At 63.9% G+C, this 12,846-nt stretch carries 10 protein-coding genes; 6 read left to right on the forward strand and 4 right to left on the reverse strand.

Annotated elements, in window-relative coordinates:
* The first annotated feature begins 256 nt into the window (after window positions 1-256).
* The 5 genes from M529_RS27045 to M529_RS27065 are packed head-to-tail and all read left to right on the forward strand — an operon-like array spanning window position 257 to window position 8,411.
* The gene (locus M529_RS27045; RefSeq protein WP_013039023.1) at window positions 257-1,267 is read left to right on the forward strand and encodes an AAA family ATPase; all 1,011 of its coding nucleotides are present in this window, start codon (window positions 257-259) and stop codon (window positions 1,265-1,267) included.
* 52 nt (window positions 1,268-1,319) lie between these two features.
* Window positions 1,320-3,872 (forward strand): S8 family peptidase, encoded by a 2,553-nt coding sequence (locus M529_RS27050; protein ID WP_013039022.1) that lies wholly within the window; start codon window positions 1,320-1,322, stop codon window positions 3,870-3,872.
* 29 nt (window positions 3,873-3,901) lie between these two features.
* The gene (locus M529_RS27055; RefSeq protein ID WP_013039021.1) at window positions 3,902-5,692 is read left to right on the forward strand and encodes an ATP-dependent nuclease; all 1,791 of its coding nucleotides are present in this window, start codon (window positions 3,902-3,904) and stop codon (window positions 5,690-5,692) included.
* Complete coding sequence (locus tag M529_RS27060) at window positions 5,679-7,496, forward strand: ATP-dependent helicase (RefSeq protein WP_013039020.1); 1,818 nt, start codon at window positions 5,679-5,681, stop codon at window positions 7,494-7,496. The genes M529_RS27055 and M529_RS27060 overlap by 14 nt, the downstream gene beginning before the upstream one ends.
* 3 nt (window positions 7,497-7,499) lie before the next feature.
* On the forward strand, window positions 7,500-8,411 hold the full coding sequence (locus tag M529_RS27065; RefSeq protein WP_021223368.1) for a restriction endonuclease: 912 nt from the start codon (window positions 7,500-7,502) through the stop codon (window positions 8,409-8,411).
* A 577-nt stretch (window positions 8,412-8,988) separates the two neighbouring features.
* Here the strand turns inward: M529_RS27065 and M529_RS27070 are convergent.
* From M529_RS27070 to M529_RS27085, 4 genes are read right to left on the reverse strand one after another with little or no spacing between them, the layout of a single operon-like run.
* Window positions 8,989-9,741 carry an SDR family NAD(P)-dependent oxidoreductase gene (locus M529_RS27070; RefSeq protein ID WP_201766319.1) on the reverse strand — a complete coding sequence of 251 codons (753 nt, stop codon included), beginning with the start codon at window positions 9,739-9,741 and terminating at the stop codon, window positions 8,989-8,991.
* Window positions 9,701-10,417: an SDR family oxidoreductase gene (locus tag M529_RS27075; protein WP_021316403.1), complete on the reverse strand. Its 717-nt coding sequence runs from the start codon at window positions 10,415-10,417 to the stop codon at window positions 9,701-9,703. The genes M529_RS27070 and M529_RS27075 overlap by 41 nt, the downstream gene beginning before the upstream one ends.
* 51 nt (window positions 10,418-10,468) lie before the next feature.
* Complete coding sequence (locus M529_RS27080) at window positions 10,469-11,143, reverse strand: peroxiredoxin-like family protein (protein WP_021316404.1); 675 nt, start codon at window positions 11,141-11,143, stop codon at window positions 10,469-10,471.
* Between the two features lie 27 nt (window positions 11,144-11,170).
* Complete coding sequence (locus tag M529_RS27085) at window positions 11,171-11,791, reverse strand: glutathione S-transferase family protein (protein WP_021316405.1); 621 nt, start codon at window positions 11,789-11,791, stop codon at window positions 11,171-11,173.
* A gap of 150 nt (window positions 11,792-11,941) precedes the next feature.
* Between M529_RS27085 and M529_RS27090 the strand changes: the two genes are divergently transcribed.
* Window positions 11,942-12,838 carry a LysR family transcriptional regulator gene (locus M529_RS27090; RefSeq protein ID WP_031294144.1) on the forward strand — a complete coding sequence of 299 codons (897 nt, stop codon included), beginning with the start codon at window positions 11,942-11,944 and terminating at the stop codon, window positions 12,836-12,838.
* Window positions 12,839-12,846: the final 8 nt, after the last annotated feature.

A 12,846-nucleotide genomic window follows, 5' to 3' on the forward strand; every position in this document is an offset into this window, starting at 1 on the left:
AGGCCCGTCGCCATGTCGAGCACCGAATCTCCCCCGCGCTGGAAATGCCCGTCGATGGTCCGGCCGGTTGGGCAGCCGCTGATCAGGGTGGGCTTTACGCCCCATGGGGCGAAAGAATGGTTAGGAAGCTCTGTGGTAGAGAGGAAAAGGTGGCGCTTTTGGACGGATTCCGATAGCGTGCGCGGAGCGAGCGACAGCCACAAGCATCTGAGCAAGCAACAGTATAGCGAGGCCAGACCAAAGAAAGGAGGCGAGTATGTCGACTAAACAAATTCTCGCGCTCCTGAACTCGCATATCGACGGGGACGAAGACCAGCTCCTGTCGATCGCCTTGCAGATCGCCGCTCAGGAAGCTCGCCAGGGTCGTTCGGACGATGCTGAGAAGCTGAAACGGCTTGTCCAGAAGGCGCGTGATCAGCGCCGGACTGGCAAGCCGGCCGGTGGCCAGACCCCGATCCCGCTCGCTCGACCGCGCGGCGAATTGCAGGGTCTCGTCGAGAGCGCCTATCCCAAGGTTGCACTCTCAAGCATGGTGCTCTCCGACGAGATCGCCAAGCGGCTCGGCCGCGTTGTACGCCAGCAGCAGGAGCGCGTGACCCTGCGCGAGCACGGTCAGATACCGGCCACGCACATGCTTCTGGTTGGGCCGCCCGGAACGGGCAAGACGATGACGGCTTCGGCCTTGGCCGGCGAGTTGCGGCTTCCGCTGTTCACGGTACGGCTTGAAGCGCTGTTCAGCCGGTTCTTCGGCGAGACCGCGGGCAAGCTGCGCCTGCTCTTCGATCAGATCGCGCAGACGCGCGGCGTCTATCTGCTCGATGAATTCGATGCGATCGGCGCGCGCCGGGGCGACCCGAACGATGTCGGCGAAATCCGTCGGGTTCTCAATTCCGTGCTGGCCTTCATGGAGGAACCGAATTCGACCGACAGTCTCGTGCTGGCGGCGACCAATCATGTCGAGATTCTGGACGAAGCCCTCGCGCGCCGTTTCGACGAAGTGGTCGAATATACGCTGCCGGATGCGGCGTCTGCGCGGGGCATTCTTGAACGCCGTCTCGGCAAGTTCAAGTTCGCTTCGAAGGTATGGCCCGGCATTGAAAGCGCGCTTGAAGGGCTCAGCCAGGGCGAGCTGGTCCGCGCGGCCGATACCGTCGTGAAGGACGCCATTCTGGAAGGCGCATCGAAGGTGTCGCCCGACGCCTTGCGCGACGCGCTCGAAAATCGACAGACGTTGAAGGGCAAGTTCCGTCGCCAACCCGGCCGTTAGGCAGGCTCCGCCGAACGGATTGAATGGAACGCGAATGAAGAAGTAGGAGCCTATGGCGGAGCCCGATAATTTCGACGCGAGAGACCGTCCGCATATCGCGATCGACGTCTTTCGTGAAACAGCAGCCTACACTTTTCCCTCGCGCAATCAGGAACGCAAACCCCTTCGGGGAGACTATGCGGCGCACGCCACGCAGCTCCTCGACCAGCTCGCTGCGGCGCTGGGGACCGTTCCAGTTGCGGCTGCCGATCCGCGCCTGCCCGTGCAGGGGCTGAAATCCGGCACTGTCGTGGAGGTCACGACGTTGCCGCCGGCGGAAGGCTCGCGGACCAAGGCCGTCAAGGTGCCGGCGACCCTGGAGTTTCCAACGCAGGACGTTGTGATCCTGCGATCGGAGCGTAACGAGGACCGCACCGAAAGCGCCTTGCTGTTCGTGCCCGACGACGCACGCGCCTTCCTGCGGAATCGCATCACTGACTATGGTCGCGATCCCGGTAATCAGCGACGTCCCGATGTCGAGCGGTTCGAGGTCATCGAAGAAGTCAGGGCGGTGGAAGTCGGATCACTGTTCACCGGCGTGGTGGATCTGGCTGCGCCGGACATCCTCTGGTGGGAGTTGTGGGTTCGCCAGCCGGTCGCGCTGGCGGACCGCCTGGCCGCTGCGGCTCGCAACGCGAACATCGATGTGCATGACGATCGCCTGATCTTCCCGGATACGACGGTCGTCTTCCTTCACGCAGCCGCCGCGGCAGTGGCCGCGTTCGCGGCGCGCGTGCCAGGCGCCATCACCGAGATACGCCGGGCAACAGGAACGATCGAGCCATTTCTCGATCGTGGCGACACCGGCTTTGGACAGCATGATTGGGTGGACGAGCTGGCGCAGCGCGTCAGCCCGCCGTCTCCGGACGCTCCAGTGGTCTGCACGCTCGACACGGGTGTCACGGCGGCCCATCCGTTGATTGCGCCCGGCTTGCGTGGGGCTTGGGCTTACGATGCTGATTGGGGCGCGGACGATCACGAGCCGTACGGCGGTCACGGCACACCACTTGCGGGACTCGTCCTTTACGGCGACCTCGAACCATTGATGAACGACGCGCGCCCCGTCGATCTGACGCATGGCGCCGAATCCATGAAGCTGCTGCCGCCTGGTGGATTTCCACCGACCAAACCGCCCAGCTATGGAGTGGTGACGCAAGGCGCTGTCAGCTTAGTGGAGATCGAGCGCCCGGAAGCGGTGCGGAGCTTCTGCATTGCAACGTCTGCCACCGATTTCCCACCCAGCCGGCCTTCGACTTGGAGCGGAGCGATCGACCAGATCTCGGCCGGTGCCATGCCCGGTGAGGCTGACGACGCCGTGCCGGCCGCGGAGCGATCCAAGAGGCTGATCGTCGTTGCGACTGGAAACGTCTCCGGCGGCATGGCGGTAGACGTCCTGCCCTCGCAGCCTCTGGAAGACCCATCACAGAGCTGGAACGCCCTTACCATCGGCGGCTTCACGCGGAAGGAGCAGCCGCCAGCGCCGCCGCCCGTGTTGCAGGCCGCCGTCCCGGCCAATCACCGCAGTCCGTTTAGTCGTGGCTCGCAGTCGCTGCCTGACGACCTGACGCCGATCAAGCCGGAGGTGTTGTTTGAGGCCGGCAACATGATGTCGGACGCGACCGGCTTTTGCGGCTGGGACCCGGCCGTTTCTCTTCTCTCGGCCGGCTCCGATGTCGCGACCGAACCGCTCGTGCCGTTCTGGGCAACGAGCGCGGCCGCTGGAATGGCCGGAAACTTCATCGGCCGCCTGCAAGCGGCTCGGCCGGACCTATGGGCAGAAACGCATCGCGCGCTAACCGTGGATTCGGCCCGTTGGCCCGAACCGATCCGGAAAAGGTTTATCGGCACCGGAGCCCACTGGAAGACCGGGAAAGCGGCCACCAAGGGCAAGAAGCAGGAGATGCTCCGCGAGTTCGGATATGGCGTGCCGGACATTGATCGAGCCATCCTCTCGGCGCGCAACGATGCCACGCTGGTCGCGCAGGCGGAGATCCAGCCCTTCGCGATCGGTGCGGACGGCCGGACCGGCGTGTTCAATGAGATGCATTTCTACGATCTGCCTTGGCCGAAAGCAGCGTTGGAGAAACTCGAAAACGAGATTGTCACGATGAAGGTGACCCTGTCGTACTTCATCGAGCCTAACCTGGCCGGCAAGGCGGCTACCCGACCCGACACATATCGCTCCTTCGGGCTGCGGTTTGACATGAAGAAGCGCACGGAGACGGCGGCCCGGTTTCGCAGCCGTATTTCCGCGAGCCAGGCCAAGGACGGCACCGAAGCCGATGGCGAGGCCAGTTGCTGGCTCTTGGGGCCGAAAGCCATCCAGGCGGGGTCGCTGCATTGCGACCTGTGGCGCGGCAGGGCGATCGAACTGGCGGGTCACGACGCCATCGCGGTCTATCCGGTCGGCGGATGGTGGAAGTCGCACGTCGGCCAAAAGCGTGTGGCTGACAAAGCGCGGTACGCTCTAGTCATTTCAATCTCTGCGCCCGGTCAGGATGTCGATCTCTACAGTGAGATCAATACGCTTGTTGAGAACAAGGAGATCGAGGTGCTACTCGGCTAGCGCGTCAATTCAGAATAAAAACGGGGGGAATGACCGTGCGGATTTCGCGCGTAAAGATAAGCAACTTCGCGAACTTCTCGGAGATCAACCTCGAGACGGGCGAGAACATCGTCATCGTCGGTGAGAACAAAGTCGGCAAAAGCAATTTCATCCGCGCGCTGCAACTGATTCTCGACCCGGGCCTGTCCGAGCGTGATCGCCAGCTCGGCCTGGAGCACTTCTGGGATGGGTTAGGCGAGGACAAGCTCGGGGAAACGGTTGAGATCGCCGTCGAGCTGACCGACTTCACCGACGATCCGCGATTGATGGCGCATCTGAATGACTGCGTGGTCGATCCAGGGCCGCCGATGGTCGCGCGGCTTACCTACCGCTTTCAGCCGAAGGCCAATCTCGATCGGGATCCGGAGAGCCTAGCCGACTATGAGTACATCATCTTTGGCGGTGACGACCCCGAGATGTCCATCGGGCCGTCGCTACGGCGAATGCTGCCGCTCGACGTGCAGGTTGCGCTGCGCGATGCCGAGAAGGATCTGGCGAGCTGGCGCAACTCGCCGCTAAGGCCATTGATTGAGGAGCTTGCAACCTCCCTGGACGCGGATGCTCGCGCGGAAATTCAGGAGCAGGTGAACGAGGCGCAGGCGGAGTTGGAGGGCCATGCCGAAGTGGTCGCCACGGCAGAGCGGATCAGCGAGCGGCTGATCGCCATCGCGGGCGAGCAGCATGCGGTCCCGCTGACGCTCGGTCTTTCGCCGACACGGGTCGACGCCTTGCTGCGCAGCCTGCGCCTGCTGATCGACAATGGAGCCCGCGGCATTGCCGACGCCAGTCTTGGCACGGCCAATCTGATTTTCATGGCGCTGAAGAGTCTCGAGCTCGATCGGCTCGTAACGGACGGTGAACGCGACCACACCTTCTTCGTCGTCGAAGAGCCGGAGGCGCACCTGCATCCGCACGTTCAGCGCCTTGTCTATCGCTACTTCCTCGGCACGGGCGCAGACGGAGAGGAGGATACGCCGCCGCTGACGACGATCCTCACGACGCATTCACCTCACATCGCCAGCGTCACGCCGATCCGCTCGATCGTCTTGCTCCGCCATGACGCGGAGACGAATGCGACGATCGCCGTCTCGACGGCCACTGCGCCGTTTACCGAGCGCGATGAGGCGGACCTTCAGCGCTACATTGATGTGAGCCGCGGCGAGATCTTCTTCGCCCGCGGTGTCATCCTGGTCGAGGGCGACGCGGAGCGGTTCCTGGTGCCGGCCTTTGCCGACGCGCTAGATATCCCGCTCGACATGCTCGGCATCACGGTCTGTTCGGTCAGCGGCACGAATTTCACGCCCTACGTGAAGCTGCTAGGCCCGCACGGCCTGAACATTCCGCACGTGATCCTGACGGACCGCGACCCCAATGGCGCCAGCCATCCGCGGGTTCGGCGTCGCCTGATCAGTGTGCTGCAATTGCGGGAAGAAGGCGTCAGCTACAGGCGTCTCGACGCGGACGCTGTAATCGCCCGCGCCGAGCCGTTCGGTTACTTCGTCAACAGCAACACGCTGGAACCGGAGCTGTTTACCGGCGGCCTTGCCGAGGGCATGCAGGAGGTGATCGAAGAAGAATTGAGCATCGGCGACGGCACCCGCGAGGAGCTGCAAGGGTGGGTGGATGACCCCGATACGCTCGACGAGGATGCGCTGATTGCGCTCATCGAACGGGTCGGCAAGGGTCGTTTTGCCCAGGCGCTCGCCCGCCACGTCGACGTGGATACATGTCCGGACTACATCCGGCAGGCGCTGGAGCACATCCGCGATGCCGTTGCGTAGCGTCAGTGCTGCCTATCTCGCCCAAGCGGCCGATCTTGCTGGCAACCCGGGCCAGCAGGCGGCCTATGACTCGACCGGCAACTGTGTCGTGCTGGCCGGTCCTGGCAGCGGCAAGACCAAGACGCTGGTGCTCAAGCTGGCAAGGATCATGGCCGAGGACGTGCGCGCGCCGCGTGGTGCGGCGTGCATTACCTATAGTCAGGAATGCGCTCGCGAGCTGACCCGCCGGCTCGAGCGATTAGGCCTGCGTGAGGCCTCCAATCTCTTCATCGGCACCGTTCACGGTTTCTGCTTGCGGCATCTCCTCATGCCGTATGGCCGGCTTGCCGATTTGCCGGTGCCTTTCCCGCTTACCGTCGCCACGACTCGGCAGAGCGACCAGGCAATGAAGCGCGTGGGCGACAGGCTGTTCGGTGTCGGTCATCCGAACAAGACAATGGACCTTGGAAGGCACAGGCGATCGGTTCTCGACCGAACCTCGATTTTTTGGACCAGCGAGGCAGAGCTCGCCGCGTGGGCGGAAGGATACGAGGCCGAGCTGCGGAGGACGGGTCTTATCGACTTCGATGACCTTGTCGTTTTCGGGCAGCGGCTCGTCTCGGAGCACGATTGGGTGCTCCCGCTGCTGCAGGCGAAGTTCCCCGTCCTCGCCGTTGACGAATATCAGGACCTCGGTGTGGCCTTGCATCGCATCGTGAAGCGCGTGGCCTTTGACGGCGGCGTTCGGCTGTTTGCAGTGGGCGATCCCGACCAGTCGATCTACGGCTTCACCGGCGCCGATGGAGCGCTCCTGCAGGACCTTGCGGAGCGGGACGACGTCGAGCGGGTGCAGCTCCGGCTCAACTATCGTTCGGCGGCCCGGATCGTCAGCGCCTCCGAGATGGCGCTAGGCGAAGCGCGCGGCTATCGGTCCAACGACCCGGACCGGCAGGCCGTCATCGAGTTCACGCAGTGCGCTGACGGTCTCGAAGGGCAGGCCGCCCATGCAATCGAAGAGATCATCCCCGCGGCGCTTGCGGGAAAGCCAGGGCGAGCGCTCGGCGATATCGCCATCCTCTATCGCGACTACCGGGCTGGCGACGTGGTGGCGGAAGCGGTGGCCGCCGCGGGCCTCGACTTCGTTCGTGTCGACACCGCCGCTCCTTACCGGAAGGTCGCGCTCACGAGTTGGATCGAAGATTGCGCCGCATGGTGCGCGGGCGGCTGGCGCGAGGCCCGGCCGCAGTTGCGCGGGCTGCTAGATCGTTGGTTGGGATTTCATCGCGCGCGCATCCCCGAAGCCGAGGCGCGCGATGAAGCGCAACGTCTAACCCAGCTTCTCTGGTCGCTTCGCGTCGAGGAGGGGATCGCTCGGGATTTTGTGGCGGCGCTACGAGCCGGGATGCTTGACGCACTTATGGCTGGCGAGCCCAGCCTCGCCGACCAGGGCGAGCAGGTGAATCGGATGACGGCAGCTCTGGCTGTTGGAGGCGCGCTTGCCGACCTCGATTTGGCAAGTCTCGGTGGGCGGGACGGCTCTCCATTGCACCTGAATCTCCTGACGCTTCACTCCGCGAAGGGGTGCGAATATGACGTCGTGATTATGGTCGGTCTCGACCTTGGCAGTCTGCCGTGGCGCAATGAATTGCCCGCTGCTCGCCGCGAGAGCCGCCGGCTCTTCTACGTCGGTCTCACGCGCGCTCGCGACGAGATCCATATGCTTTATTCAGGCTACGTCGATACGGCCCGCGGGAGGATGCGTTGGGGGCGCTCTCCATTCCTCGACGAGCTCGAAGCGCGCATGGAGGAGGCGGAGGACGAGTAACCTATGATGTCATTTCGTGAAGCTCAGGCGATCGAGGACCTCGCAGACCTCCTCTACGATTTCCTTCCCGGGAGCGGAAACAACAGGACCGCATTTCCGCTTGCCGCCGCACAGGCTGGCGTCGGCGATCTATGGGTCCCGGGCAGCAAGCGACCTGCCATGGTTCAACTCCTGACCGCGACGCTGGAACAGCGCAGGTCGTGCTTTACGAAATTGATCGTGGCGATCGTTCGCCAAGCGATGACCTACCGGCGGGGGAAGGGAAATCCGCTCAGTCGTGAAGAGATTGATCGACTCAACAGCCTTCTTCCCGGGGTGCAATTCAAGATCCCTGAGCTGCTCGATCCGAGCTTCCTAAGCAGCTTCGGCTCGCCAAAGGCCGCAGAGCGAGCGCCGCAGGCGTCGTCGACGCTGGGCGCGGAGAAGGAGCAGGAGCTCGCTGCGCTCCTCATCGAGATCACCAAGCTCGATCCCCAGGCGCGTGGTCTGCGTTTCGAGGGCTTTCTGAACGAGCTGTTCGCCGGGTTCGGGCTGGCGCCGCGCGGCTCTTTTCGGCTCGTCGGCGAGCAGATCGACGGGAGCTTCAAGCTGCACGGTCAGACCTACCTGGTTGAAGCAAAATGGCATGGGCCTCAGATCGGCTTTGCCGACCTGATGACCTTTTCGGGCAAGGTCGGTGGAAAGGCATCTTGGTCGCGCGGGCTGTTCGTCAGCAATTCCGGCTTCACGGCCGAGGGGCTGGAGGCGTTCTCGCGCGGACGCCAGACCAACCTCATATGCGCTGACGGGCTCGACCTCTATGAGGTGCTCTCGCGCAAGGTTTCACTCATCACCGTTTTGGAAGCCAAGGAGCGGCGTGCGGCCGAGACGAACCGGGCGTTCGTCGCTGTGCGGGACCTGAATCTTGGGGGATGATCGAGCCGCCATGACGGTATAACCACAGACGAGCCGTCGCTCGCACTTCGTAGCGTAGCGTACAGACGGTGGAGCTGGTCTGAGGGTCGTTCGGTGAGGCTTCTAAACCGTGTCCGGCGATAGATGGTGGAAGGTGGGTTTCGCAAGGACGGCCGAAAAAGCCAGTGATTTCAGCAGCGCGAGTTTTTGACGGGTTGGCTGACGGTATGGCGAGTCATGAAAAATATTTTGTGCTGCAATTTCAGGGCGTTATGCGGGTAGGAAATAATCGAGTGGGAGTGAGGGGTAGTAGAAGCGGCGGAGATCGGCGGCTCCTGCGGGTCAAGGCGTAGATCCAGACTTCGACCGTAGGCAATAGATACTGAAAGTTCTTTGCCCGGTCTCAGTCGGCCTTCGAACGTTTTTGTGTGTGAATGGGTCTCTCTTGTGTGGAACTGGTGGGCGGCTTGCTTTGAGGTGTCCGCCCGCCCAGCCCTTGGCTCCGTCCGTCTCTAGCAGCGCCACTTCGGCAAGCGCCACGATGCATGGCAATGGGGGCATCTGCCCCGTACCTGTCAGGCGAGCTGGACGGGCACACCTACCAAGGCAATTCTCTGTTAAAGCGATCGAGATAGCGAAGCCCTGGCTTGCCGCGATTGGCTTCCACCATGTCGACCACGTGCGGGATGCTCTCTTCGATCGACAACGTCGCTTCGTCCCCTCCCATTTCGGTCCGAACCCAGCCCGGCGCGACGAGCAGCAGCGCGCGCGGGTCACCCGGATGGTGAGCCGCATAGCCTTTCATCAGCATGTTGAGGGCCGCCTTGCTGGACGAGTAGAGCGGCCAAAAGCCGGTGCTGTCGGCGATGCTGCCGAGTTCCGACGTCATGATCGCGATGACTCCGTTCTCGCGTACCAGACTTGCGAGCATTTCGACCGTCCGCACCGGCGACAAGGCGTTGGTCAGCATCATATCGACGAAATCCTGCTCGGCCGCATCGACCGGAGTCTTGTCGTTGGAGCGTGCGATGCCGGCGTTGACGAACAGAACATCCAGCCGTCGCCCCTGCAGGCGCGCGCCAAGGTCGCGGACGGAAGAGGCATCCCGGATATCGACGTGTTCGATTTCAAGCCGATCGGAGAAGCGCGCGTGCAGGTCATCGAGGCCGGGGGCATCGCCCCGCATGGTGGCGACAACGTGCCAGCCGCGGCCGAGCCATTCCTCCGCAAGCGCCAGTCCAAGGCCGCGCGAGGCGCCGACGATCAGGGCGGTCTGTTGGGTCATAAAAATCTCCTCGATCAATGTGCTGTCAGAACCCAGCCTTGCCGACCGACGCGCCGCCATCGACATGCAGTGTCTGGCCGGTGATGAAGCCTGCGTCTTCGGACAGAAGGAAGGCGATGGCGGCGGCGATTTCTTCCGGGCGACCGAAGCGGCGCATCGGCACCGCTGACAGGTAGCGTCCCTCGCCCTCGCTGCCGGGCTGATTGTTGGCGCGGAACAGTTCGGTCTCCGTCGGGCCAGGCGAGACGGCATTTACGGTGATCCCGGTCGTCGCCAGTTCCAGCGCCCAGCTGCGGCTGAAACTGACCAGTGCCGCCTTGGCCGCGGCATAGGCCGTGCGCTCCACCGCGCCGAGCACCGTCAGGCTGGAGATATTGACGATCCGCCCCCAGCCGCGTTCGGTCATGCCCGGCAGCAGGGCCTGCACCGCCTGAAGCGCCGGATGCAGATTGACGCGCATCACGTCCTCCAATGCGGTCAGGTCGACCGAACCGAGCCGCTGCGGGCGCACGAGGCCGACATTGTTGACGACGCCATCGAACGAAAAACGGCCGGTCAGGTCGGCCAATACCGCGTCGGTGGCGCGCGTGTCCGCAAGATCGACCGGCACCAGCGTGCCCGGAAACTCGGCGTTGGCGCCCCGCGCCAGGCCGACGACCTTATGTCCGTCACGCGTCAACCGATGTGCGAGTGCGAGACCGATGCCCTTGCTGGCGCCGGTGACAAGAAATGTTCTGGCCATGGGACCACCTCATGATTGCGCCCCGGCCACACACGCGGCCGGGGCAGATGCTCAGGCGGCGACTGGTGAAGCGCGGCGAAGCGCCGGCAGCATGTCGTCGGGCTCGGGGCGGCGTGTGTAGTCGGGATTGACTTCGGCATAGAGGATCGTGCCGTCTTGTCCGATCACGTAACGGGCCGGCATGGGCAGCGTCCAGCTGGGGTCCCCGTTGAACGCCGGGAGATCATTCTTCAGCGATTTGTAGAGCTCGATCAGATAGTCGGGCATCGCGAACCGCAGGCCGAAGGCGGCGGCGACGTCGTTATGCGTGTCCGACAGGATCGGAAAGCCGAGCGCGTTCTGGCGCACCGACTTGCGGTTGTTGACCGCGGTCTGCGGCGAGATCGCGACAAGCCTTGCGCCGAGTTGCTCGAACCGGGGGAGTGCTTCCTGCAACGCCTGGAGTTCCATGTTGCAATAGGGGCACCAGACCCCGCGATAGAAGCTGACCACCAACGGCCCGGCCGCGAGCAGGTCGGCGGAAGAAACCGTGTTGCCGTCAGGGTCCTTCAAGGCGAAGGCGGGTGCCTTGTCCCCGGCCTTCAGCGCACGCGTCGCCGCGCCGCTCGCGATCAGTTCGCTGGTCGCGCGGTGCATCGTCTCGATCATCGACGGCGGAACATTGTAGGGCGGCTTGCCCGCTTCGAAATCGGCTTTGAAGGCATCGAGCTTGGATTGCAGGATCATCGGTGTTCTCCTTGAGTGGAATAGGGGTCAGGCAGCGGGAATGAGGGCATTGACGCGGTCGATGGCGCGCTGGACTGCGGGCCGCGTTTCGAGTTTGGCGTACCAGCGCGCGACATGTGGCGCGTCGTCGAGCGCGACGCCGGCGAACTCGCGTCGCCACAGCCAGCCGAAGTGCGCGATATCGGCGATGGTGAGCGCATCACCGGCGACGAAATGGCGCGTTGCCAGCAGCGCATCGAGCATTGTCACGGTACGCTTGGCCTCGCTCGAGAAGCGCTCGATCGCGATCGGCTGCGGCTCGGCGGCGAAGCGCTGGAAGAAGCCGGACTGACCGAAGGCCGGGCTCAGCGCCGAGGCGTGGAAGAACAGCTGTTCGAACACCCGCACACGGCCTTCGCCATCGGCAGGCAGCAGTTGCCCGGTCTTTTCCGCAAGATAGACTAGGATCGCGGCGGACTCGGTCAGCACCAGATCGCCGTCGACCAGCACCGGCACCTTTGCGTTTGGGTTCAGCTTGATGAACGCGGGCGCCTTCTGCTCACCCTTGCGGACGTTGATCGGATGGAGGCTGTATTCGAGGCCCAGTTCTTCAAGGGCGATAGGTACCTTGACGCTGTTGGGCGTGGCGAAAGCGTAGACATCGAGCATGGTGGTCTCCCTTGAACGGGCCGCATCGGGACCACCGGCGCGGCCTCGCCCCCTTCGGTCGGTCCGAAGGCGTGGACGACAAATGCCTCGAAGCATCTCGACACGGCAGACGCGCTTGAGCGATAACGTTCATTCCAGGGAGGAATGGGCGTGGACAGATTTCAGGCGATGACGACCTTCGTGCGGGTGGTGGACACCGGCTCCTTCTCGGCTGCGGCCCGCCAGCTCAATGTCGGGCAGCCTGCGGTGTCGAAGACGATCGCACAGCTGGAGAATCGGCTTCAGGTCAGCTTGTTGATCCGGTCGACGCACGGCCTGACCCCTACCGAGGCCGGGCAGCGCTTCTACGAACGCGCCCGGGTGGCCATTCAGGAGGCCGACGAAGCCGAATTGTCGGCGCGCGGTGCCGGCGCCGGTCTGTCTGGCTGCCTTCGGGTATCAGCGGCCACCACGTTCGCGCGCCTGCATGTCATCCCGCATCTGCCGCGCTTCCTGGACCAGCATCCGGGCCTCGAGATCGACGTGATCCTTGATGACCGCGTCATCGATCTGGTCGCCGAGGGCATCGACGTGACCCTGCGCATGGGGTCGCTGCCCGATTCGTCGGCGGTCGCGCGCAAGCTGATGGGCGGGCGGCGCTCGGTCTTCGCGACGCCGGCCTATCTCGCGCGTGCCGGCGAACCGCGCACCCCCGGCGAGCTCGCCGAGCATGAAACGATCATCTACAGCCAGCTCTCCAACGTCTGGGCGTTCACCCGCGACGGGACCGAGGCGTCGGTGGCGGTTCGCGGCCGGGTGCGGGTGAGCGCCGCCGAAGGATTGCGTGCGGCGGTTCTGGCCGACATGGGGCTGACGATCGGATCGGATTGGATGTTCGTGCCCGAACTGGCGAGCGGCGAGGTCAAACGTTTGCTTGCGGACTGGTCGCTGCCGCCGATCGACCTGTGGGCGGTGTTCCCGACCGGTCGCATGGTGAGCGCCAAGGCGCGGGCCTTCGCAGCCTTCGTTGAAGAGGTGATGGCGCCTGGGCATTCCGGCGCGGCATAAGCCTTATC

Source organism: Sphingobium ummariense RL-3, from assembly GCF_000447205.1.
GTDB lineage: Bacteria > Pseudomonadota > Alphaproteobacteria > Sphingomonadales > Sphingomonadaceae > Sphingobium > Sphingobium ummariense.

Excerpts from the sequence above, each read along its gene's own strand:
- M529_RS27045 (WP_013039023.1), top strand. The coding sequence starts at position 257 with ATGTCGACTAAACAAATTCTCGCGCTCCTGAACTCGCATATCGACGGG.
- M529_RS27050 (WP_013039022.1), top strand. The coding sequence starts at position 1,320 with ATGGCGGAGCCCGATAATTTCGACGCGAGAGACCGTCCGCATATCGCG.
- M529_RS27055 (WP_013039021.1), top strand. The coding sequence starts at position 3,902 with ATGACCGTGCGGATTTCGCGCGTAAAGATAAGCAACTTCGCGAACTTC.
- M529_RS27060 (WP_013039020.1), top strand. The coding sequence starts at position 5,679 with ATGCCGTTGCGTAGCGTCAGTGCTGCCTATCTCGCCCAAGCGGCCGAT.
- M529_RS27065 (WP_021223368.1), top strand. The coding sequence starts at position 7,500 with ATGATGTCATTTCGTGAAGCTCAGGCGATCGAGGACCTCGCAGACCTC.
- M529_RS27070 (WP_201766319.1), bottom strand. The coding sequence starts at position 9,741 with ATGTCGATGGCGGCGCGTCGGTCGGCAAGGCTGGGTTCTGACAGCACA.
- M529_RS27075 (WP_021316403.1), bottom strand. The coding sequence starts at position 10,417 with ATGGCCAGAACATTTCTTGTCACCGGCGCCAGCAAGGGCATCGGTCTC.
- M529_RS27080 (WP_021316404.1), bottom strand. The coding sequence starts at position 11,143 with ATGATCCTGCAATCCAAGCTCGATGCCTTCAAAGCCGATTTCGAAGCG.
- M529_RS27085 (WP_021316405.1), bottom strand. The coding sequence starts at position 11,791 with ATGCTCGATGTCTACGCTTTCGCCACGCCCAACAGCGTCAAGGTACCT.